The sequence below is a fragment of the Pseudomonas saxonica genome, assembly GCF_007858365.1.
Lineage (GTDB): Bacteria > Pseudomonadota > Gammaproteobacteria > Pseudomonadales > Pseudomonadaceae > Aquipseudomonas > Aquipseudomonas saxonica.
Map to the genome: position 1 here is coordinate 1 of NZ_VFIO01000022.1, position 20,971 is coordinate 20,971.

Sequence of the window (20,971 nt, forward strand, 5' to 3'; positions counted from 1 at the left end):
AGATCATCGTCTTCCATGCGCTGGGCAAGGAGGAGATCCGCCATATCGTCGGCCTGCAGCTCGATCGTGTGGCCCGCAACGCCGCCAGCCAGGGCGTGACGCTGACCTTCGATCAGACCTTGATCGATCACTTCGCGGAGGAAGGCTACAAGCCCGAGTTCGGCGCGCGTGAGCTCAAGCGGCTGATCCGCAGCGAGCTGGAAACTGCTCTGGCGCGCGAGATGCTGGGTGGCGGTATCGGCAAGGCCGATCACGCCAGCGCCCGCTGGGACGACAAGGCCGAACGGGTGGTCTTCGAGCGCCAGGAGCCACCCGCGAAGCCGGCCGAGCCTGAGAAGCCCGATGCCGCGAACGTGGCCGAGACGCCGCCGAGCGACGCGAGCAAGCCTGCGCGCAAGAAGAAGTCAGCGGGCGGCGAATCTTGAGCGATGGGAGGCTGTCGTGTCCGACCCCAACGGGCTGACATGGGCAGCCACCCTCGTGTCGCTGGCGGTCGCTATCCCCACAGCGGGGCACGCGGTCATCTACAAACGTGACCCTCGATCGGCCACGCTGTGGGTGCTGCTGATCGCGCTGTTGCCGCTGGGCGGTTCGCTGCTGTATGGGCTGTTCGGCATCAACCGTTACCAGCGGCGGGCGCGGCGGCTGTTTCCGGGGGCAGATCCTGCTGTTCGGCAGGACCTCGTGCCTACGATGCCCCAGGCCGTATCGGCGCCGTTTGCCGGCCTGGCGCACCTGGTGGGACGTGCCACCGGCCAGTCGCTGACCAGCGGCAACCGCATCGAGCCGCTCGTCGATGGCGAGCAGGCCTACCCGGCCATGCTCGCTGCCATCGAGTCGGCGCGGCACAGCGTCGCGCTGGCTTCGTACATCTTCGACAGCCAAGGCATCGGGGCGCAGTTCGTCGATGCGCTGCGCCGGGCTCATGAGCGCGGCGTGCAAGTGCGGGTGCTGATCGACGACGTCTATGCCCGCTGGAGGCCCCGCAGCGCCTACCGCGCCTTGCAACGCGCCGGCGTTCCGGCGGCGACGTTCAACCCGACGTTGATTCCCGCGCGCCTGCATGCCGCGCATCTGCGCAATCACCGCAAGCTGCTGGTGATCGATGGCGAGACGGGTTTCACCGGCGGCATGAACATCTTCAGCCCGTATTGGCGGCCCGATGCGCCGGAGCAGGCCTGTCACGATTTGCACTTTCGTCTGCGCGGGCCGGTGGTTGCGCATCTGATGCGGTGCTTCACCGATGATTGGTGCGATACCACGGGCGAGCGGCTCAGCAAGGGTTTCTGGGGCGAACCGCCCGCAACGGCTGATGAGCAAGGAACCTCTTGGGCGCGCGGCATCGAGGCCGGTCCCGATGAGGCCCTGGACAGGATGCGCTGGACCTTCATGGGCGCTTTGAGCGCGGCGAAGCATTCGGTGCGCATCTGGACACCTTACTTCGTGCCCGATCAGCCGATGATCGCGGCGCTGAGCACGGCCGCGTTGCGCGGCGTGCGCGTCGAGGTGCTGACGCCCGCAAACGGCGACCATCCCACGGTGCAATGGGCCGCGCGCGCCCACTACTGGCAGGTGCTGGAGCACGGTGTACGCATCTTCGAACGGCCTGGCCCGTTCGACCACAGCAAGCTGATGCTGATAGACGGCCAGTGGTGCTGCCTGGGTTCTGCCAATTGGGATGCGCGCAGCCTGCGCCTCAACTTCGAGTTCAATGTGGAGGTGTACGACACCGCTCTGTCTACGCGGCTGGAATCCCTTTTTGATGCCGCTCGTGATGCGTCGGGCGAGATATCGGCGAAGGCGTTGCGCGCCCGCCCGCTGGCCATCCGCTTGCGCGACGGGGTGGCCCGTCTGTTCACCCCTATTCTCTAGCGACACGACTTGCGAGGAACATTGCCCATGGAAAAGAAAGATCAATGGAACATTGGCTACTGGATCGTCGCCGGCCTGTTGCTGCTGACGCTGCAGAACTACTGGCAGGCGGCCAAGACCGTCGAGCCCGTGCCCTACAGCGAATTCGAGAAGGCGCTGGCCGAGGGGCGCGTCGCCGAAGTGCTGGTGTCGGACCGCACGGTCACCGGGCGCCTGAAATCGCCGGACAGCCGGGGCAAGACCACCATCGTGGCCACCCGTGTCGAACCCGACCTGGCCGAGCGGCTGTCCAAGTACGACGTGCCCTATGCGCGGGTGGTGGAAAGCACCTGGCTACGTGATGTGCTCTCCTGGATTCTGCCGGCGGTGGCCTTCTTCGGCGTCTGGTTCTTCCTGTTCCGCCGCTTCGCCGAGAAGCAGGGCATGGGTGGCTTCCTGAGCATCGGCAAGAGCCGTGCCAAGGTATTCATGGAGAAGAACACTGGCGTGACCTTTGCCGATGTCGCTGGCGTCGATGAAGCCAAGGCGGAGTTGGTTGAGATCGTCGATTTCCTCAAGAATCCGCAGGAGTATGGACGGCTCGGGGCGCGCATCCCGAAAGGTGTGTTGCTGGTTGGCCCGCCCGGCACGGGCAAGACCCTGCTGGCCAAGGCCGTGGCGGGCGAGGCCGGGGTACCGTTCTTTTCCATCTCAGGCTCGGAGTTCGTCGAGATGTTCGTCGGCGTGGGTGCAGCGCGCGTGCGCGACCTGTTCGAGCAGGCCCGCGGGCAGGCGCCGGCCATCATCTTCATCGACGAGCTCGATGCGCTGGGCCGCGCGCGCGGCGTCGGCGGGCCCATCGGCGGCCACGACGAGCGTGAGCAGACGCTCAACCAGCTGCTCACCGAGATGGACGGCTTCGACAGCTCGGTGGGGCTGATCATCCTCGCCGCCACCAACCGCCCCGAAATCCTCGACCAGGCGCTGCTGCGTGCCGGCCGCTTCGACCGCCAGGTGCTGGTGGACCGGCCCGACAAGAAGGGACGGCTGGACATCCTGAAAGTCCACGTCAAGAAGGTGACGCTGGCTCAGGATATCGATCTCGAACAGGTGGCTGCGCTGACCACGGGCTTTTCGGGTGCAGACCTCGCGAACCTGGTCAACGAGGCCGCGCTGGCCGCGACCCGGCGCAAAGCGTCCGCCGTGGAGTTGCAGGATTTCACCGCCGCCATCGAGCGCATCGTGGCGGGCCTGGAGAAGAAGAACCGAGTGCTCAATCCCAAGGAGCGGGAAACCGTGGCCCATCACGATATGGGCCATGCGCTGGTGGCGCTGGCGCTGCCCGAAACCGACCCCGTACACAAGATCTCGATCATCCCGCGCGGCATCGGCGCGCTGGGCTACACCTTGCAGCGCCCCACCGAAGACCGCTTCCTGATGACGCGTACCGATCTCGAGCACAAGATCGCCGTACTGCTGGGCGGGCGTGCCGCCGAAAAGCTGGTGTCCGGCGAGTTGTCTACCGGGGCGGCGGACGATCTGGCGCGAGCCACCGACATCGCCCGTGACATGATCACCCGCTTTGGCATGGACGAGGGCCTGGGCTACATCGCCTTCGAGGCGCAGCGGCCCCGCTTTCTCGATACACCTGAACTGGCCCACGGCGGTTGCCGGGTGGCCGAATCGACCCAGGCGCGCATCGATCAGGCTATCCGCGACATCGTGATGGGCGTGTTCGAGCGCGCCTACCGGATTCTCGACATCAACCGCGCGGTGCTGGAGCGCTGTGCGCGCGAGCTGCTGGCGCGGGAAACGCTCGACGAAAGCGATATCCGTCAATTGACTCAAGGACTTGTTCGGAACTGAAAACAGTAGTAGGTGCCATTCAGAGTAAACCGACGGCTCTGTTCAGTGCGTCATCCAATTCGTCGGCATTGTTCAAGGAGAACCGATATGTCTGCATTGACTCCGTGGGACCCCTTCCGGGAACTGGATGAATTGCAAGACCGCCTGGCGACGATGTTGGGACGGACACCCCAGCGACAGGGCGCCCGTACCAGCAACGAAGCCATGACCACGGCGGACTGGGCGCCAATGGTGGACATCAGCGAGGATGAGAACGCATTCATCCTCAAACTGGATCTGCCGGAGGTCCCCAAGGATGCCGTGCGCGTCAGCGCGGAAAACGGTGTGCTCACCATCAGCGGCGAGCGCAAACTGGAGAAAGAGGAGCAGGGCAAGAAGTTCCACCGCATCGAACGTGCGTATGGCCGCTTTGTGCGCAGCTTTGTCTTGCCTGACAACGTTGATCCGACCAAGGTGACGGCTTCCATGAAAGACGGCGTGCTGGAAGTGCGGCTTGTCAAGGCCGAGCAAGCCAAACCGAAACAGATTGAAATCTCAGTCAACTAACTTCAATCAAGAGCCCAAGATCATGAATATCAAACAGCCACAATACACCTTCTCCGCACTTGCCCTGGCGGTCGTCGTCGGACTGAGCGGACCGGCTCTGGCCCAATCGGCGGCAGGTTCTAGCCCAGGTGCTGCAGCACCCTCTGCCGCATCCAAGGCGGCACAGCCACAGGTAGATGACAAGGCCGCCCGGGAAGCCGCGAAAAAGCGCGCCGAACTCGCCCAAGATGCAATCACTGCGCTGGCCAAGACCCATGAGGCATTGATCCTCCTTGATGCAAAGAAGACCAAGGAGGCGCTCGCTGCGCTGGAACTGGCCAGCGGAAAGCTGGAACTGGTATTGGCGCGTGAGCCAAAACTTGCTTTGGCGCCCGTCGATGTACGCGTCATCACCCATGACATCCACGCCGACGTGGAATCGGTCAAGAAAGCGGTCAAGTTGTCTCGGGAGTTGTTGGATGATGGCGAGGTGCAAAAGGCACGGCCCATTGTTGCCAATCTTGCCAGCGAAATCGTGATCGAAACCGACAACCTGCCGATGGCAACGTACCCGGCAGCGATCAAGTCGGCCGCACGGCTCATCGACAGCGGCAAGATCGACGACGCCAAGGCGGAACTCGCCCGAGCACTGAACACGCTGGTGGTGACCTCGGTCGCCTTTCCTCTGCCCGTGCTACGGGCTGAAGCCGCGATGGCAAAAGCTGAAAAGCTGGCCGAGACCGACAAGCGCGATGCCAAGCAGAACGAGGAGCTCAGCACCTTGCTGTCGTCCGTGCGCACGGAGATCGAGATGGCGCAGATCCTGGGTTATGGCAAGAAGGCGGATTTCGAACCCATCTTCGATCAGGTGAAGTCCATTGAGCAAAAGTCGGCTGGTGGCAAAAGCGGCAAGGGATGGTTCGACGAGTTGAAGACGCGCCTCCAAAAGCTGTTTTGAGGTGATGAAGGGGCCGACTGTTCGGTCGGTCAGTCTCGCGATGTTCGCAGTCAGCCCCAATAGATTCGCCTATTTTCACTAACTCATACGAGGCATATCACCATGAATGAGCAAACATCGAATCCCAATGCGACGAACAAAGAAATAAACGAACAGGCCGCGGTAAGCAGCCTTCCTGTCAGTCCAGAGGCCAAGCCTGAAGTCGTCACGGAGGTACAGCCTGAGGTTCAGAAGGAAACGGACTCGCAGGCGGCAGACAAACGTAAACAAGTCCTCGATGAGGCCGTCTCGGCCTTGGCGCTGACCAAATCAGCGCTGGCCGCACTTGACGGCAAGGACGCTGCACGCGCATTGGCAACGCTGGCCGAAGTGACGGGAAAGCTGGAGCTGATCGTTGCGCGCGAACCCACGCTCGCCCTGGCCCCCGTTGATGTGCGCACCATCGTGCACGACTTGTTCGCCAACACGGAAACCATTGAGGCGATGACCGACGAGGCGCTGGATGCCCTCAAACATGGCGAGGTGCAACAGGCACGTCACGTGCTGGCTTTGCTGGCCAGTGAAATCGTGATCGCGGTCACCAACATCCCTCTGGCGTCCTATCCCGCAGCCGTGAAGTCAGTCGTGCCGCTGATCGATCAGGGCAAGATTGAAGAAGCCAAAGCCGCGCTGCAGGCAGCGCTCAGCACGCTGGTCGAGACGCGCAGCGTGCATCCGCTGCCCGCCCTGCGCGCCAGGCTGCTCCTGAAGCGCGCCGAGACCTTGGTAGAAGATGGTCAGCGGAGCGAAGCGTCCAATGAGCGCCTGGAGACATTATTGAACGAAGCGCGGCAGCAGTTGGAAATGGCAGAACTGCTGGGCTATGGAAAGAAGAAGGACTTTGAGCCCCTGTATGCTGAACTCAAGAAAGTCAAGCAAAAGACGGCTGGGGGAGGCGGCGGAAAAGGCTGGCTCGATGAAATCAAGGCAAAGCTGTCCAAGTTGTTCTGAAACCGCTGGATAGGGCGTAAGAGGGGCGCGTCGCGCCCCTCTCTTGGCTCAGGAGTGTTTGCTTTTTCACCCCATTAGATCTTTAGGAGATATAGCATGAATACAGACACCATCGCCGATTCCAGTGCGGATGAGCCCACCAAAACACTATGTTCATTGACCGAAAATTGGTGGATTTTTGCGTTGCGCGGTGTCTTGGCATTGATTTTCGCAGCCCTTGCGTTCTGGATGCCACAATCGGCTCTGTTGGCCATGACCTTAGTGTTCGGCGCATTTTCCTTGGTCAATGGCGCTTTCAACTTGGTTGCAGCGGTGCGCCATATCCAGAAAAAAGAGCGCTGGGGCTGGCTGCTGTTCAGCGGCATTGTCGGCATACTTACCGGCGTCGTCGTCCTGGTTGCTCCTTGGGTCGCCACGATGGTCATGGCTTCTTTTTTATGGGCTAGCGTGGGGTTCTGGGCGATTTTCACCGGTGTGCTGGAGATATCCGCCGCCGTTCGGCTGCGTCAAGAAATCAAGGGTGAAATCTGGCTTGCCTTCAGTGGACTGCTCTCGATTGTCCTTGGCGCTATCGTCTTGTGGATATTTTTTACCCGTCCGGTCGAGTCATTCCTGGCCGCAGGCTGGCTGTTGGGCTTCTATGCGGCAGTCTATGGTGTCACGCTTTTGTTCTTGAGTTGGCGTCTTCGCAAAACGCGCCAGGGATAAGAGCGGGTCAAACTAAATTCTATGGATATGAGCATTTTCGGTTCGTGCCTCCATAGAAATGACATCAAAGGAGTCATACATGCAGATGCAATATAGCTATCGAGCTGTCGACAAAGAGTTTCATGAACCATGGCAGAGAGCTTTGGGAAATGCGGTCGAGCGCGACCTCAAGCCATTGCTCGACAAACACACTAAAGATTCAGTGCGACTTCGAATCGTCCTTGATCGCGACAAGACCAAGCGGCAATTTCTGGCCAGTGGCTATATGCACCTGCCCGGCAGAAAGATTGTCAGCGTTACTGCATCACATGACGAGCTGACGCCCCTCGCGCAGATGCTCGCACAGTCGTTGTTCCGTCAGGCCAAGAAGCATTTTGACCGGCTGCATGCTCAGGACCAAATCAAGCGCAAAGCACGACGCAAGCGCTTGCGCGAGCTCAAGGTGCGAATTGCCGCAAAACCCGCGTCAGCCGCCCATGAGGCCAACGTGACCCGAATGCCTCTACTGTCGAAACTTGAGGCTGTCGCAAGGCGTGAGCTGGCTTATCTGCGTGCCGTCGGCGATTTACCGCGCGATTATCCGACGCTGCGCGACGTGGTGGATGAAGCGATTGTCCAAGCTGAGGTGGAATGGCAATCCGTGCCGGAAGAAAAAGCGGCTTACTTCGGTCTTCTGAAACATCTGTTCGCCGTCCTGGATCACGAAGTGGCAAACAGCCGGCAATTTGGCGAATTCGTTTCTCTGGACGCGCCGGTCGAAGCGGATGCCCAGGACGTCGCCGAGGCCATGGTGGAAGAGGAAGTCTTCGAATTTTATCAGCCCGATGACACACTCAGGCTGGCCGATATCATCGCTGACAGTCAGCATCCCGATGCCGCAACGATCGCGGAAGAGCAGGAGCTAGTTGATCGGTCGAGCGAGTTCGCTTTTGCATTCGACCTGCTGAAGGACATGCCGCGTTTGTGGCGGCGCATTTTTCTGCTTATCCGTGTGGACGGGCTGGATGCCAGCAGCGTCTCTGAGATCCTGCTGATTCCTAGTAAGGAAGATACTGTCCAAAGGTGGCTCATGCAGGCCGAAGCGTTCATCGCTGCTCATTTGGAAGAGGCCGGAGTAAGCAAAGACGGGAACGATTGGCTCCAAGGCGTTGATTGGTCGGCATTGTCTGTGACCCGAAGCGCGGCAGCCTCACTGTGGTCCAAGGAGGCGAACCATGAAGAATGATCTTCACCTCGTCTGTCCGCATTGCCAGTCCATCAACCGCGTACCGACTGCGAAGCTATCGGAACATCCCAACTGCGGCCGCTGCCAGCAGCCCTTGTTCACGGGCGAACCCATCGAGTTGACCACGGCGACGTTCTCGCGCCACGTGGAGCGCAGCGACCTGCCACTGTTGGTCGATTTCTGGGCACCTTGGTGCGGGCCGTGCAAGATGATGGCCCCGCAGTTCCAGCAAGCGGCGCGCCAGCTCGAACCCAGGGTCAGGCTGGCCAAGGTCAATACCGAGGCAGAACCCCACCTGGCCGCCCAGTTCGGTATTCGCAGCATTCCAACCCTGATTTTGTTCCGAGGGGGACATGAGGTTGCACGTCAGGCGGGCGCCATGGGCGCGCAGGACATTATGCGCTGGGTGACATCCCGCTTGCCGCAATGACCCGGCGCGAACCACCCTGCTTATCAGTTGTGCGATCCTTGAAGAAAGTGCGTAGCCGCGATGCATAGCGACCCCAACCACACAATCTTTGACGAAATACGCTCCGAGTTGCAGAAACGTTGGAACCTCTGTTTCACCCATAAGGAGCGTCACCTTTGAACGAGACGCCTCAAATCTCAGCCCGACACTGTGACCAGATTAACCAGAATGCCCATTCTGGCAGTTGGCATCTCGATCTTGGCTCGCAACTCCTCACTTGCTCCGATGAAGCCTGCCGCGTGCTCGGCCTGGATGTTGGTGCGCCAATAGCCTTCGAGCGATTCCTGCAGTGCATTCACCCTGAAGACCGCCCCCTCTTCGATAGGGCATGGGATGCTGCCATGTGCGGAAAGACCCTTGATCTGCGGTATCGCATCGTCAGCGGAGGGCAGGTTCGCTGGATACACCTGCGGGCAACATTCAAGGGCGACGCCTCTGGTCGGCCCAGAGCGGCAGACGGGACGGTAGAGGACATCACCGATCTCAAGAGGGTCGAGCAGGCGCTGAACGCTATGCGCCGACAGCGAGAAGAGTTGGCCAGCCACGTTCCCGGTATGCTTTACCAATACCGTCTTCGTCCGGACGGCAGCTCGCACTTCCCTTATGCCAGCGCGAGGATACAGGAAATATACGGGGTTGCACCGGAGGATGTTGTTGAGGATGCCACTCCTGCGTTCGCTGCGCTCCATCCTGAAGACCGCGACCGTGTGCATGAAACCATACAGGTGTCGGGGCAGTCACTCGCGCTTTGGCATGACGAGTACCGAGTGCAGTTTCCAGACGGTCGGGTGATCTGGGTCGAAGGTGAGGCGTCGCCTGAAGCCATGCCTGATGGGAGCATCCTCTGGCACGGCTATATCCATGATGTCACCTCACGCAGAAGATCCGCGGAAGAGCTTCGCCTTGCGGCTGAAGTTTTTGAGCACGCAGGAGAGGGCATCCTCGTTACGGACGCTCAAGGCCACATTGTCAACGTCAATCGGGCGTTTTCCGTGATCACTGGTTATGCGCGGGAGGAAGTAATGGGTCAGACACCTCGTCTGCTCGAGTCCGATCGCTATGACGATGAGTTCTATCAGACCGTTTGGCAGGCTCTGCGTGAGCACGACTATTGGCACGGAGAGCTCTGGTGCCGACGCAAGAACGGCAGTCAGTTTGCCGCGCTGCTGACGATCAGTGCAGTGCCGGATATGCAGGGCAATATCGAGCATTACGCAGCCATGTTTTCCGACATCACAGCGCTGAAGGAAAACCAGCAACAGCTTGAACGCGTTGCTCATTACGACCTGCTCACCGGCTTGCCCAATCGACTATTGCTTGGAGACCGCCTTAAGCAGGCCATTGCTCAGACACGTCGGCGTGGTATGCACCTGGTGGTTGTCCTCATCGATCTGGATGGATTCAAGAAGGTCAACGACCAGCACGGCCACGCAGTCGGCGACAAATTGCTGTCCGTCCTGTCCAGGCGTATGACGCAAGTGTTGCGCGAAGGCGATACTTTGGCCCGTCTCGGTGGTGATGAGTTTGTCGCTATTCTGGTCGACCTGCCGGATATTTCCGTCAGCGTACCGATTCTCGATCGCCTGATCGAGGTGGCTGCACAGCCCATACCGATTGGTGACGCACTGTGTGAGGTGAGCGCGAGTATCGGTGTGAGCTACTACCCGCAAGGCGAAGATATCGATGCCGACCAACTGCTGCGGCAGGCAGATCAGGCTATGTATCGTGCCAAGCAAGCCGGCAAGAATCGATATCACGTTTTCGATACGGAGAAGGATCGTACGCTGCGCAACCGTTACGAAGGATTGGACAGCATAGAGAATGCACTTGCCAATGGGCAGTTTCTGCTTTATTTCCAACCTAAGGTCAACATGCGCACCGGTGAGGTGCTGGGCGCCGAAGCCTTGATCCGCTGGCAACATCCGGCGCGTGGCTTGTTATCTCCTGCCTCCTTCCTACCCCTCATAGAGAATCATCCGCTCGGGATTGCTGTGGGGAAATGGACCATCGAGGCTGCGCTGACCCAGATCGAAATTTGGCGCAAGGCCGGCCTAAATGTCCCGATCAGCGTGAATATCGATGCCGAGCACTTGCTTCAACCGGATTTCATCATGCATCTACGGGGTATGTTGTCACGACACCCCGGCGCCCAAGCGCAAGACCTTGAACTGGAAATCCTCGAAACCAGCGCCGTGGAGGACTTCGTTCAAGTGTCTCAGTCGATGGCGCTGTGCGAAAGGATGGGATTGCGTTTTGCCCTCGACGATTTCGGCAGCGGCTATTCATCGCTTACCTATCTGAAGCGCCTGCCCGCGTACCTGCTCAAGATCGACCAAGGTTTTATACGCGACATGCTCGAGGACCCGGACGATATCGCCATCCTGGATGCGCTACTGGCACTGGCAAGGTCGTTTGGCAGGAACTGCATCGCGGAGGGAGTCGAATCCATCAAGCATGGAGAAATTCTGCTGCGTCTGGGATGCGAGTGGGGCCAGGGTTATGCCATCGGGCATCCGATGCCGGTGCATGAATTCGAGCAATGGCTACACACCTGGCAGGTACCCTTATCCTGGAAGGGATTCAAACCTGACAGTCGCTCCGCGCTGCCCGTGCCGTTCACATACGCCGACCACCGGGTCTGGATTTCCCAGATGATCGACTATCTGTCAGGTAAGACCCAAGTGCCGCCTCAACCCGAAGCACTCCAATACTGGCGGGATCAAAGTGGCTGCCCGACGTTCTTCGGCAAGGATCCTGATGATCAGGTCGATGTCCTGCATCAGAGCATCCAGCAGTTAGCGCACACCCTGAGTGAAATGAAAAATGCCGGCCGTGTCGAGGCATTGAAGGCTGGCATCGACAAGTTGCAACATTTGCAGGCGGATCTGCTGGGATTGCTGCCGCCAGACCAGAAGCCGGATTGATGCCATGCATGGGACAAAGGGTTGACGTGCAAGAGGCTGATCCACCCATCGGCGGCGCCACGGGCGCGCAGGACATTATGCGCTGGGTGGCTTCGCAATTGCCTCGGCAATCCAGGTGTAATCGAGTCGTCTTCTCGGACTCCCCGTTCCATTAGGGAAGGTCTGAAAAAGACTTCCCGAATCTGGTGAAACACGCCGATCCCGCCAGCCGAGTTTTTCCATGAAGCAGATGACCTTCGCCGACGCCGAGTACGCCGGCAAGCGCAAGCAGACCCGTAAGGAATTGTTCCTGATCGAGATGGATCAGGTGGTGCCGTGGAAGGGATTGATTGCCCTGATCGAGCCACACTACCCAAAGGGTGAAGGTGGTCGTCCAGCCTATCCGCTGATGGCCATGTTACGTATCCATCTGATGCAGAACTGGTTCGGCTACAGCGACCCGGCCATGGAAGAAGCGCTCTACGAGACGACCATCCTGCGTCAGTTCGCCGGGCTGAGCCTGGAGCGTATTCCCGACGAAACCACCATCCTAAATTTCCGTCGCTTGCTGGAGAAACATGAGCTGGCAGCCGGCATCCTCGGCGTAATCAATGGCTACCTGGGGGATCGCGGCCTGTCGCTGCGCCAGGGCACTATCGTCGATGCCACACTGATCCACGCGCCCAGCTCGACCAAGAACCAGGACGGCAAGCGCGATCCGGAGATGCACCAGACCAAGAAGGGCAACCAGTACTACTTCGGCATGAAGGCCCACATCGGTGTGGATGACGAGTCGGGGCTGGTGCACAGCGTGGTCGGCACGGCGGCAAACGTGGCGGATATCACCCAGGTCGACAAACTGCTGCACGGTGAAGAGAACGTCGTCTGCGCCGATGCCGGCTACACCGGCGTCGAAAAGCGCCCCGAACATGCTGGCCGCGAAGTGATCTGGCAGGTCGCAGCACGCCGCAGCACCTACAAGAAGCTCGATAAACGCAGCGCCCTGTACAAAGCCAAGCGCAAGATCGAGAAGGCCAAGGCACAAGTGCGAGCGAAGGTCGAGCACCCGTTTCGAGTGATCAAGCGCCAGTTCGGTTACGTGAAGGTGCGCTTCCGTGGCCTGGCCAAGAACACCGCTCAGCTGGTGACGCTGTTCGCGCTGTCGAACCTATGGATGGCGCGCCGACATTTGCTGACTACCGCAGGAAAGGTGCACCTGTAATGCGGAAAATGGCTGCTGCGAGGTGCTCGCGGCGGCCAAAAACGGAGAACTGAGCGGGTTACCTGGTCGATTTTGATCGACGGCCCGCTTTCAAAAGCAGCGAGGGCTGAAGTCGACCGGAAATACAGGGTTACTTCAGACCTTCCTTAGCGCTTCATTGAAAGAGAGAGCAACGCTTATGCATAAAGAATCTGGCCACACGGCCCTTGACGAGATGCGCTCCCAGTGGCGGTTGATGACGGTTTACGAGCGCTTCGAGCAGGTCGTCGCCCTCGTTCTGTCGGCGGTAATTGCCGTCATCATCGTGGTGTCGCTGTTCCAGCTCATCGCCATCGTCTTCACGCTGCTGGTTCTCGATGCCTTCAATCCCCTGGATCACAAGGTATTCCAGAGTGTGTTCGGCATGATCATGACGCTCTTGATCGCGATGGAGTTCAAGCATTCCATCGTGCGCGTGGCGCTGCGTAAGGAAAGCATCATCCAGGTCAAGACCGTCATTCTGATCGCGATCCTGGCACTGGCCCGCAAGTTCATCATCCTTGACCCCGACGTTGATCCTGCCAAATTGGCCGCCCTGGCGGGGACGATACTGGCCTTGGGTCTGACCTATTGGCTCATGCGTGAACGCGACGACCGGAAGAGCGAGTGATTGGACCATGGCTCTTTATAGTCTAGACGGTCGACACGATGCCAGGTCGAGGCACCGCTGGCTCAATCCGCTTTCAAACCGTGTTGCTGGTTTTGACCCTGGTGGGGATCGCGGCTGCCGTTGGCAGTCTGCTGTTGGGCGAGCATGGCCTTTGGCTGGCACTGGCAACATGCGCATTGACCCTGCTGATCGAACCTGTCGTCGCCTCCGCGATGACCTTGCGCCTGTATGGCGTCCGTCCCTTGCGCAGCAATGAAGCCCCCGTAATCTGGTCGTTGCTGCGAGCGCTTACAACGCGCGCCGGGTTGCCGAACACGCCGGTTCCGTACTATGTGCCCAGCGGCATCGTCAATGTTAATGCCTTTGCCACCGGCTCCAGGCGCCTTGCCTCCATTGCCCTCACGGATGGTCTGCCCGGCTGGGGAAATCCCGAGCCGTCTTGGTTGCGCACGCATACGGCGGCAGAGAATCGTATCGCGCGCCTGATGGAGTTGGCGCCTCAGCCATCGCAGACCCTGCCGTTCCAAACGGATTATCTCGTGCCAAGGTCGTTCGCCCCGATGTGCCCACCACGCCGGGGCCTGAGCGGCCTTTGGCGCTAAATCACTCGAAAGGAGCCTCCGTCATGTCTTCCCCCGGTCCTTACCCACAACGCCCAGCTCCGGATCATTTCGTCCGGCGCTGGCTCGTCATCACTGCGTGCGTTGCAGCACTCATGCTGTTCTGGCAGTTCCTGCCCGCCATCGAAGCCTGGTTCAGCCCGCGCCAAGCCGCTGAGCGCACCGTCACGCCGCGTGGCGATCTGGCCGCTGACGAACAGGCCACCATCGAACTGTTCGAAAAATCACGCGCCTCGGTGGTCTACATCACCACCGCGCAGCTGGTGCGCGACGTCTGGACGCGCAATGTCTTCTCCGTGCCCCGTGGCACGGGATCGGGCTTCATTTGGGACGACGCCGGCCATGTCGTCACCAACTTCCACGTCATCCAGGGCGCGTCCGAAGCCACCGTCAAGCTTGCCGACGGCCGCGACTACCAGGCCGCGCTGGTGGGGGCGAGCCCAGCGCACGACATCGCCGTAATCAAGATCGGCGTCGGCTTCAAACGCCCACCGGCGGTGCCGGTGGGCACCAGTGCCGATCTCAAGGTGGGGCAAAAGGTCTTTGCCATTGGCAATCCCTTCGGGCTCGACTGGACGCTCACCACCGGCATCGTCTCCGCGCTTGACCGCACCCTTTCCGGCGACGCCAGTGGCCCGGCCATTGACCACCTGATCCAGACCGACGCCGCTATCAACCCCGGCAATTCCGGTGGCCCGCTGCTCGATTCGGCTGGGCGGCTGATCGGCATCAATACCGCCATCTACAGTCCGTCTGGCGCCTCGGCCGGCATCGGCTTTGCGGTGCCGGTCGATACCGTCATGCGCGTGGTGCCGCAAGTCATAAAGACCGGCAAGTACATCCGTCCGGCGCTGGGCATCGAGGTGGATGAGCAGCTCAACGCGCGTCTGCAGGCGCTGACCGGCAGTAAGGGCGTATTCGTATTGCGCGTGACGCCGGGCTCGGCGGCGCACAGGGCCGGGCTCGTCGGCGCCGAGGTCACCGCAGGCGGCATCGTGCCCGGCGATCGCGTTATCAGCATCGACGGTATCGCCGTCGACGACGTCACCACATTACAGGCCCGGCTAGACGACAAGAACGTTGGAGATGTTGTGGTCTTGTTAGTGGAGCGGGCCGGCAAGACTCGCGAGATGCTTGTGGAACTACAACCGGGAGTTTGATGGAAAGTGGGTCATGGATCTGCACAGCGAAGCAGCCAAGCGACTTCAGCCTTGCGCCGAACTACGAGCCCTAGCTAGTGCAGTGGGGGGAAGGCTGTTTAGGTTAAATGGGGAGCAGTTGATCGGCGGCAGTCTCGAGCTCGTCTGGCTGGATACCGAGCGTCCCGCACTACCGCGCGAAGAGGTTGATTTCGGCGCACTGTGGGACATATTGCATGACGATGTGGTACTAGTGGTGCCACATGTTTGATTATTTTTTGATTATTTTTTCCAGTTTTGCGAGCTTTGGTGAGATTGATATCTGGCAGTATCTGTTGCTTGGATTCTTTGTGAAGAAGTCTTGGTGATACTCCTCAGCCTCGAAAAATTCAGCTAACCTCTCTAGGGTGGTTACCACTGGGCTTTTCCAGGTGCCTTTTTTTTCGGTTTCTAGTATTGCGTTTTTCGCGATTTCTAGCTGTTCGTCGTTATTATAAAATATGGCGGATCGATATTGGGTTCCAGTATCTGCGTCTTGTCTGTTTAGAGTGGTTGGGTCATGTATTGCAAAGAAAATATCAAGTAATTCGGATAGGCTAATTTCGCTACTGTCAAATTCAACTTTTATTGCTTCAGCATGACCTGTTTTGCCAGTGCATACATCATCATAAGTTGGTGCGTTTAGGGTTCCTCCCGTGTAGCCACATATCACAGACTGAACGCCTTTGATTCTCTTGAAGACCGGTTCAAGACACCAAAAGCAACCGCCTGCTAGAACTATTTTTTCAGTTTTCATTGGGGCCTCTGTATAAAAGTCAGGGGGGCTGGGGTGCGGCCGATATGGGGGCAGCGTGGCTGCTATGCTTACACGTAGATCGTCTGGCCGGCGCTATAGCTATGCTGAGGCGTCCTAGCAATAGGATTCCTAGCATAGATTGACTCTTGACGATCCTCCTAATCCCTGCACAGGAGCGTCCCGGTCAGGTAAGGCCAAGAACAAGCTGGTGGCTACTGAGGACCATCCGTCAGCAGGAGCTTTGTTCATGGACTTTCTGGAGTTTGTGCGTTTCGCAAACCCGGCGATTGCGATCATAGAGAACGTGCCCGACTACCTGAACAGTACCTCGATGTTGGTCATTCGTTCTGCTCTTGCTTCATTTGGGTACAGCGTTTTCGAGTGCATTTTGGATGGTGCGAAATATGGAGCGTTAGAGGACCGGTCAAGGATGGCTGTGGTTGCTTATACGGAAGGTGCTCTAACGAACCTGACAGCGGAAGATGTTCGCCCTTTGAGGAGCAAGGAGGCGACCTTGGAAGCCATCCTGGAGCCTATTTCACCAGATGATGCGCGGTGGAGAAGTTTCGACTACCTGCATGACAAGGAAACGCGAGATCTGGCAGCTGGAAAGAATTTTCAGCGTCAGTTGCTCCCCTCATCAGCGGCCACCTGTGGATGTATCGGTCGCGGTTATGGTGTCAACTCTAGTGTTTCACTCGGCTGAAGTGCCCGAGATAGAAGCATTCCTTGATGCTTATTCAGATTTTGATGTTCCATATTCAGTGTTGCAGAGCAAATTTGATTTTAGGCCCAGGCGGGCCACCACAGCAGTCAGCTTCACCAACAATTGTGATGCTAGGTCCCGGATGACTGGGGCTCAGGCTGTTGCTTGCGGTTCACAGAAAAGCTGGGAATTCCTACCCATCTTCCCGAAAAAGCTGAACATTACGGCAAAATCTGATGGAACCTACTCCACGTGGCCAAGGGATCCTACATCGCTGATGGCATTTTGACCTTCTCCACTCATTGTGTACCGCTGGATAAAAAGGCGAGAATGCGCGCGCAATGGAAGGCATGATGCGCGCAGGTCGGCGCTCTCGTGGCAGGATGTCACCGGCTTCATGCCTCCACAGCCAAGGCTCGCACGAGCCTTTAAGCTTAATGCCAATTTGTGGAGAGTGATGTGCTGAGTGACGACGACCAAAAGCTAGCCAAGATCCTTTTTGGCCTTCTGAAAAATGCGACTAGCCAAGCCGTCGTCAAGGAATTCCTCCGGACGAAGGGCATCCCCGTTTCTGCGCAAAACTGGGACGATCTCTATGAGAAGCGGATCGAGCCTGCCCTCAAGGATAAAAAACTTGCCCTGAAAGACCTCCGTGATCTACTGCAGCAGGTGGAGGAGTTTGGCAAGCAGCACTCGTTCCTTTTCCAGTGCACTGAAGAGCGGGCAATCGGCCTGCTGTCTCCTACGCGCATCGCTTCAATCGCAGCAGCTGAGGGCCTTTCGGGGCTGTTTACTCACCCGCTGGATCTTGAGATGCCCGACGAGGCCACAATCGTCGACATCCGCCTGTACCGTCCGGACCCGCAGAAGACACCGGTTTCGCTTACGATCAAAGTCGTCGAAAGCCGTGACATCAATCGTCTCAGCGCTGTGGAGACGGATCCAGCAACTGGCGAACTGATTCGACGCTATGCGACCACAAAAAAACGTGCGGTGAATATTGTTCACCTGGACCACACTGGTTTATTGGAGTTTCGTATTGCCTCTCAAGATAATCAGGCAAAGAAATATTCCGAGCTCTTGTGGGTGTTGAAAAACAAAGTAAGGAAATTTCTACCGGACGATGGGTTCGCTGAAGTTTCGCTTAGCCCCGCTAAGAATAAGATTCTGCGCGAGCGCGATAACCTCTCCCAAGAAATCAGATATAGCAATTCAACGGCTCGAAATGAATTCGGGGCCCAAATGCAGATTACCTCCGCATCGGTTGATGAAAACCTTTCATCGGATGAGGGTTCGATGTCTGCGTTGGATCGCTTCTTGGAGCGTGATGGCGAAGTGACGGGAGCCAATATTTACGTTAAACTACCAGACAGTGATCCTCCCCGTGAACTGAGGCTTTTGATTTCGGGTGAGAGAAACGAGTTTGCGGTGACCGTAGCGTGCTCCGCCGGAGAATACGAATATGTTCGCGGAAAAGTTATCGCCTTTAATACTTAACCATCCAGACGAGGCTGAAGGCCTCCGAAGATTGGCTAGTTTTATCCAGGGCTATGAATCCCAGGGTGGCGAAGCTTTGCCTAGAATTCGGCTAAACCCGAATCGCATGTTCGATATTATGCAAGCCGGTACTTCCGCGCACCTTGCAATCTTGATTAATATCTTGGTAACGGGCCGGATTATCAAGAGATTCCTTATTGTTAGGTGCCCCAGCGGCGAAGGTCTCTCATTCCAATCTTACGGCGATATCCCAGAGATTGTTCGTGATCCTGGGATGGATACCGAATTTGAAGTACTTGCCGCCAACGTGGAACCAACCTATAGATTGGTGCTCGATTGAAGCCTGTTGATATTGTTACCCTTGTTCGATCGACTTGGGAAAATACGATTGAGACCAAACGACTGGCCCAGCTGCAGGCAATTAGGGCAACTCTGGATGCCGAGCATCTGGAGCTGTTTGACTCGTTAGTCGATATGCAGATTTCTAATGTCAAAGATGATGCTCAGGCCATCACGCTCATGCTTGTCCATGGTATTCAAACTGATGGTTCCTGGCACGAGCTGGTAAAAGCAGCCTTCCGAGATGTTGCTCATGTCAGAGTCAAAGGTCTTGGCTACCATTGTGTGACCGCGCTGCAGCTTGCGTGTCCGTTTCGATCTACGCCAATCAATAAGATCGCAAATGACTTCCGAGACGCACGGCTTATGGAACCGACTGCTCGCATTATGGTCATTGCCCACAGCTTCGGCACCTATATCATTAGTCGGATCCTCGCCAAATACACTGACATCAACATTGAGAGAATTGTTCTCTGCGGCTCCATAATAAAAGGCAATTATGCCTGGGAGAAGCATGCTCGGCACATGGCTGCAGGCAACATCGTCAACGATGTCGGGACGCGAGATTTTTACCCCGTCCTAGCTACCTTTTCGACTATAGGCTACGGCGGGACTGGTCGAAACGGATTTAAAAATACACGTGTAGCTGACCGTTACTTTGATTACGGCCATAGCGATTTTTTTGAGCCCGACAAGGACCATATCGTCAAATATTGGAAGCCTTATATTCTAGATGGGACCATCGTCGAGTCTGAGTGGGATAGCATAAAGCCGAAGACCCATCTGGGAATCATGCTGGCTTGTCACCCTTGGATCGGCAGACCTGCCTTCTATGCAACCGTTGGGTTAATTACAGCTGCCGTAGCGGGTTTGGCTTGGTGGCTACTCACCTGATCTTCCACTGCTCTGTTTCAGGGTCCCTTACCAAATGCTGCTCTGAGACGACATCCAAGCCTACGGACCTAAAAATACTGAGCATTAGCGTCATAGAATAGTAATAGAGTCGCTGGTGTCGTCCCTTGTCTGAGGCCACAAACACCCCGTCAATCCGTCCATCCTCACTAGTCGCGAATTCGAATACGTACGAGTGGATTACCTGGTTCGCGACAAAAGTCATATCCCGCAGTTCTTTGTAAACTTTAGTAGTTTCGTAGTTTTCCATTATGTTGTGCCGATTGAAGTAGTCTACTGTCTTGCCACTGGTGATCGGGTAGTACGGTAGATGGAGCTTAATTTTCTTCGTTGATTCAGAGATTTTGTAGGTCTCGATTAGCTTGCGTACCGTATAAAAACTGACAAAAATTTCACGTTCTGCTTTCGCATAAATGCGCCCTTCAGAACACTCTTTTACACGAGCCTTCTCAAGCCAACGAGCTGAACGAAGAAGTGACTTCCTCCAATCATCAGACTCGTAAATCATCAGGATTCTCCTTGACTGAGAAATAAATAAAGCGTCAGTCTATTACTGCTGCATCAATACAATATTATCACCTCGGCTAGCATAGGACGCAATAGGTCAATGACCCAGGCTCTAAAGCAATATATCGCGAAAAGCATTAACTCAGTTATAATGATGGCCCCGCTTAAACGGGAGGTGATACGCCTCATCATATGCTGCTCTATAGCAATTATCCTGAATGCCATCCTATTCTTTGGTGTAGAAAACGACGGTACCATCAAGCCATGGGCAGAGATACCACTGAAACTGTTCGCCTCAACAACTTTATTTGCCTTTATGGTGAAGATTTTCCTTCCGCTTTTCGGTTGGACCATATTGAAGGCAGTGTTATTGAGCGCCAATAATGCCTTTAGTGGGGTGCTAAGCTTTCTAGGGAATCAATTTACAGGTGCTTTGTATTGTTCGGCCTTTATCCTGGCTTCTCTTACACTTAAGCAGTATGTAATTTCAGGGTTTATGGATCCTCAATTGGCTCTGATGGCGCCTACTGTTCTCTTTGCGGGCTTCTTGTACTTCTATATTTTTCAGTGCGCTATTCAAAAAACAATGACGCCTGCTCTGTGTGCTCCGCCTCTCCCGCGCTCTAGCAGGGTGCCGTGACTACCTGTTCTTGTAGGGGCAGGTTCGAATAGCAAGAGTCACTTGATGGCGTGATTTGATCTCTATCCTGGTGCCATAGCATGGCGCCAAAATTCCGCCGGCATAAAAATCTCCTGCCTGACACAATCAGAATAATAAATGCTACGAAAGTAGGCTGCGTACTGAGCGATTATGGAAAACTTCGCTGGAATCTATTCGTCATTACGTGATAAAAATTATTCTGTGCCCCGGTAAAGTGGCACAAAAATATAGAGCAACAGTTCAAGGGAATAGATATGGCTCAGTATAAGCACGGCAATTTTCTGCACAAAAGTGATCATTCGTAACCGATCCATGAACCCCACCTACCGCAAGGTGGAAGCCAAGGTTACCGTGGCATCTCCGGCGAACAGTTCCATGGCAGCAGCGCTTCGTAGTCTGCTACTGACGACGCATGGGGCAGTCGCTCA

The 20,971-nt window shown here is 57.0% G+C and carries 19 protein-coding genes and 2 pseudogenes; 19 read left to right on the top strand and 2 right to left on the bottom strand.

From position 1 onward, the window contains the following. The 15 genes and pseudogenes from FJD38_RS24115 to FJD38_RS24185 all read left to right on the top strand — a co-directional run. A pseudogene (locus tag FJD38_RS24115) lies at window positions 1–425 on the top strand (ATP-dependent Clp protease ATP-binding subunit); the annotation flags it as partial. 16 nt (window positions 426–441) lie between these two features. Further along, window positions 442–1,872, top strand: coding sequence for a cardiolipin synthase (cls, locus tag FJD38_RS24120; protein WP_033936152.1), 1,431 nt, complete (start codon window positions 442–444; stop codon window positions 1,870–1,872). Window positions 1,873–1,899: 27 nt separating this feature from the next. Further along, window positions 1,900–3,717: an ATP-dependent zinc metalloprotease FtsH gene (gene ftsH, locus FJD38_RS24125; protein ID WP_048376682.1), complete on the top strand. Its 1,818-nt coding sequence runs from the start codon at window positions 1,900–1,902 to the stop codon at window positions 3,715–3,717. An 87-nt stretch (window positions 3,718–3,804) separates the two neighbouring features. Beyond that, on the top strand, window positions 3,805–4,263 hold the full coding sequence (hsp20-GI, locus tag FJD38_RS24130; RefSeq protein ID WP_048376684.1) for a small heat shock protein sHSP20-GI: 459 nt from the start codon (window positions 3,805–3,807) through the stop codon (window positions 4,261–4,263). Window positions 4,264–4,285: 22 nt separating this feature from the next. Next, the gene (yfdX1, locus tag FJD38_RS24135; RefSeq protein ID WP_146388009.1) at window positions 4,286–5,200 is read left to right on the top strand and encodes a heat resistance protein YfdX1; all 915 of its coding nucleotides are present in this window, start codon (window positions 4,286–4,288) and stop codon (window positions 5,198–5,200) included. A gap of 102 nt (window positions 5,201–5,302) precedes the next feature. Then, window positions 5,303–6,190, top strand: a complete 888-nt coding sequence (gene yfdX2, locus FJD38_RS24140) for a heat resistance protein YfdX2 (RefSeq protein ID WP_033936157.1) — start codon at window positions 5,303–5,305, stop codon at window positions 6,188–6,190. A gap of 96 nt (window positions 6,191–6,286) precedes the next feature. Further along, the gene (hdeD-GI, locus tag FJD38_RS24145) at window positions 6,287–6,898 is read left to right on the top strand and encodes a heat resistance membrane protein HdeD-GI (RefSeq protein ID WP_048376687.1); all 612 of its coding nucleotides are present in this window, start codon (window positions 6,287–6,289) and stop codon (window positions 6,896–6,898) included. Between the two features lie 79 nt (window positions 6,899–6,977). Further along, window positions 6,978–8,123: an RNA polymerase sigma factor gene (locus FJD38_RS24150; protein ID WP_048376689.1), complete on the top strand. Its 1,146-nt coding sequence runs from the start codon at window positions 6,978–6,980 to the stop codon at window positions 8,121–8,123. Beyond that, window positions 8,113–8,553, top strand: coding sequence for a heat resistance system thioredoxin Trx-GI (gene trx-GI, locus FJD38_RS24155; protein ID WP_014236590.1), 441 nt, complete (start codon window positions 8,113–8,115; stop codon window positions 8,551–8,553). Before FJD38_RS24150 ends, trx-GI begins: the two co-directional genes overlap by 11 nt. 155 nt (window positions 8,554–8,708) lie before the next feature. Beyond that, the gene (locus FJD38_RS24160; RefSeq protein WP_048376691.1) at window positions 8,709–11,516 is read left to right on the top strand and encodes a sensor domain-containing protein; all 2,808 of its coding nucleotides are present in this window, start codon (window positions 8,709–8,711) and stop codon (window positions 11,514–11,516) included. Window positions 11,517–11,736: 220 nt separating this feature from the next. Continuing rightward, window positions 11,737–12,717 (top strand): IS5-like element ISPa16 family transposase, encoded by a 981-nt coding sequence (locus tag FJD38_RS24165; RefSeq protein ID WP_048376693.1) that lies wholly within the window; start codon window positions 11,737–11,739, stop codon window positions 12,715–12,717. Between the two features lie 178 nt (window positions 12,718–12,895). Next, the gene (locus FJD38_RS24170) at window positions 12,896–13,366 is read left to right on the top strand and encodes a phosphate-starvation-inducible PsiE family protein (RefSeq protein WP_048376695.1); all 471 of its coding nucleotides are present in this window, start codon (window positions 12,896–12,898) and stop codon (window positions 13,364–13,366) included. Between the two features lie 7 nt (window positions 13,367–13,373). Then, window positions 13,374–13,783 (top strand): annotated as a pseudogene (locus FJD38_RS24175) (Zn-dependent protease); the annotation flags it as partial. Between the two features lie 208 nt (window positions 13,784–13,991). Then, window positions 13,992–15,146 (top strand): S1C family serine protease, encoded by a 1,155-nt coding sequence (locus FJD38_RS24180; RefSeq protein ID WP_048376697.1) that lies wholly within the window; start codon window positions 13,992–13,994, stop codon window positions 15,144–15,146. A 13-nt stretch (window positions 15,147–15,159) separates the two neighbouring features. Beyond that, complete coding sequence (locus FJD38_RS24185; RefSeq protein WP_048376699.1) at window positions 15,160–15,396, top strand: hypothetical protein; 237 nt, start codon at window positions 15,160–15,162, stop codon at window positions 15,394–15,396. On the opposite strand, the gene msrA is transcribed toward FJD38_RS24185, so the two are convergent. After that, window positions 15,397–15,921: a peptide-methionine (S)-S-oxide reductase MsrA gene (gene msrA / locus FJD38_RS24190; protein WP_146388011.1), complete on the bottom strand. Its 525-nt coding sequence runs from the start codon at window positions 15,919–15,921 to the stop codon at window positions 15,397–15,399. It abuts the gene before it with no gap. A 139-nt stretch (window positions 15,922–16,060) separates the two neighbouring features. Between msrA and FJD38_RS24195 the strand changes: the two genes are divergently transcribed. The 3 genes from FJD38_RS24195 to FJD38_RS24950 all read left to right on the top strand — a co-directional run bounded on the left by FJD38_RS24195 (window position 16,061) and on the right by FJD38_RS24950 (window position 19,357). Continuing rightward, a complete protein-coding gene (locus tag FJD38_RS24195) occupies window positions 16,061–16,627 on the top strand; it encodes a DNA cytosine methyltransferase (RefSeq protein ID WP_094990023.1) in 567 nt (188 codons plus the stop codon). Window positions 16,628–17,086: 459 nt separating this feature from the next. After that, on the top strand, window positions 17,087–18,124 hold the full coding sequence (locus FJD38_RS24200; RefSeq protein ID WP_003253411.1) for a hypothetical protein: 1,038 nt from the start codon (window positions 17,087–17,089) through the stop codon (window positions 18,122–18,124). Between the two features lie 336 nt (window positions 18,125–18,460). Then, on the top strand, window positions 18,461–19,357 hold the full coding sequence (locus FJD38_RS24950) for an alpha/beta fold hydrolase (protein ID WP_014754857.1): 897 nt from the start codon (window positions 18,461–18,463) through the stop codon (window positions 19,355–19,357). Here FJD38_RS24950 and FJD38_RS24215 read toward each other — a convergent pair. Next, window positions 19,350–19,883 (bottom strand): hypothetical protein, encoded by a 534-nt coding sequence (locus tag FJD38_RS24215; protein ID WP_009682000.1) that lies wholly within the window; start codon window positions 19,881–19,883, stop codon window positions 19,350–19,352. The two genes, FJD38_RS24950 and FJD38_RS24215, sit on opposite strands and share 8 nt — an antisense overlap. A gap of 99 nt (window positions 19,884–19,982) precedes the next feature. Here FJD38_RS24215 and FJD38_RS24220 point away from each other — a divergent pair, with 99 nt between their 5' ends. Then, complete coding sequence (locus FJD38_RS24220; RefSeq protein ID WP_003253418.1) at window positions 19,983–20,522, top strand: hypothetical protein; 540 nt, start codon at window positions 19,983–19,985, stop codon at window positions 20,520–20,522. Window positions 20,523–20,971: the final 449 nt, after the last annotated feature.

What these genes read in the sequence shown, in the direction of transcription:
- ftsH (WP_048376682.1), top strand. Translation starts at nt 1,900, where the DNA reads ATGGAAAAGAAAGATCAATGGAACATTGGCTACTGGATCGTCGCCGGC.
- hsp20-GI (WP_048376684.1), top strand. Translation starts at nt 3,805, where the DNA reads ATGTCTGCATTGACTCCGTGGGACCCCTTCCGGGAACTGGATGAATTG.
- yfdX1 (WP_146388009.1), top strand. Translation starts at nt 4,286, where the DNA reads ATGAATATCAAACAGCCACAATACACCTTCTCCGCACTTGCCCTGGCG.
- yfdX2 (WP_033936157.1), top strand. Translation starts at nt 5,303, where the DNA reads ATGAATGAGCAAACATCGAATCCCAATGCGACGAACAAAGAAATAAAC.
- hdeD-GI (WP_048376687.1), top strand. Translation starts at nt 6,287, where the DNA reads ATGAATACAGACACCATCGCCGATTCCAGTGCGGATGAGCCCACCAAA.
- FJD38_RS24150 (WP_048376689.1), top strand. Translation starts at nt 6,978, where the DNA reads ATGCAGATGCAATATAGCTATCGAGCTGTCGACAAAGAGTTTCATGAA.
- trx-GI (WP_014236590.1), top strand. Translation starts at nt 8,113, where the DNA reads ATGAAGAATGATCTTCACCTCGTCTGTCCGCATTGCCAGTCCATCAAC.
- FJD38_RS24165 (WP_048376693.1), top strand. Translation starts at nt 11,737, where the DNA reads ATGAAGCAGATGACCTTCGCCGACGCCGAGTACGCCGGCAAGCGCAAG.
- FJD38_RS24170 (WP_048376695.1), top strand. Translation starts at nt 12,896, where the DNA reads ATGCATAAAGAATCTGGCCACACGGCCCTTGACGAGATGCGCTCCCAG.
- FJD38_RS24180 (WP_048376697.1), top strand. Translation starts at nt 13,992, where the DNA reads ATGTCTTCCCCCGGTCCTTACCCACAACGCCCAGCTCCGGATCATTTC.
- FJD38_RS24185 (WP_048376699.1), top strand. Translation starts at nt 15,160, where the DNA reads ATGGATCTGCACAGCGAAGCAGCCAAGCGACTTCAGCCTTGCGCCGAA.
- msrA (WP_146388011.1), bottom strand. Translation starts at nt 15,921, where the DNA reads ATGAAAACTGAAAAAATAGTTCTAGCAGGCGGTTGCTTTTGGTGTCTT.
- FJD38_RS24215 (WP_009682000.1), bottom strand. Translation starts at nt 19,883, where the DNA reads ATGATTTACGAGTCTGATGATTGGAGGAAGTCACTTCTTCGTTCAGCT.
- FJD38_RS24220 (WP_003253418.1), top strand. Translation starts at nt 19,983, where the DNA reads ATGACCCAGGCTCTAAAGCAATATATCGCGAAAAGCATTAACTCAGTT.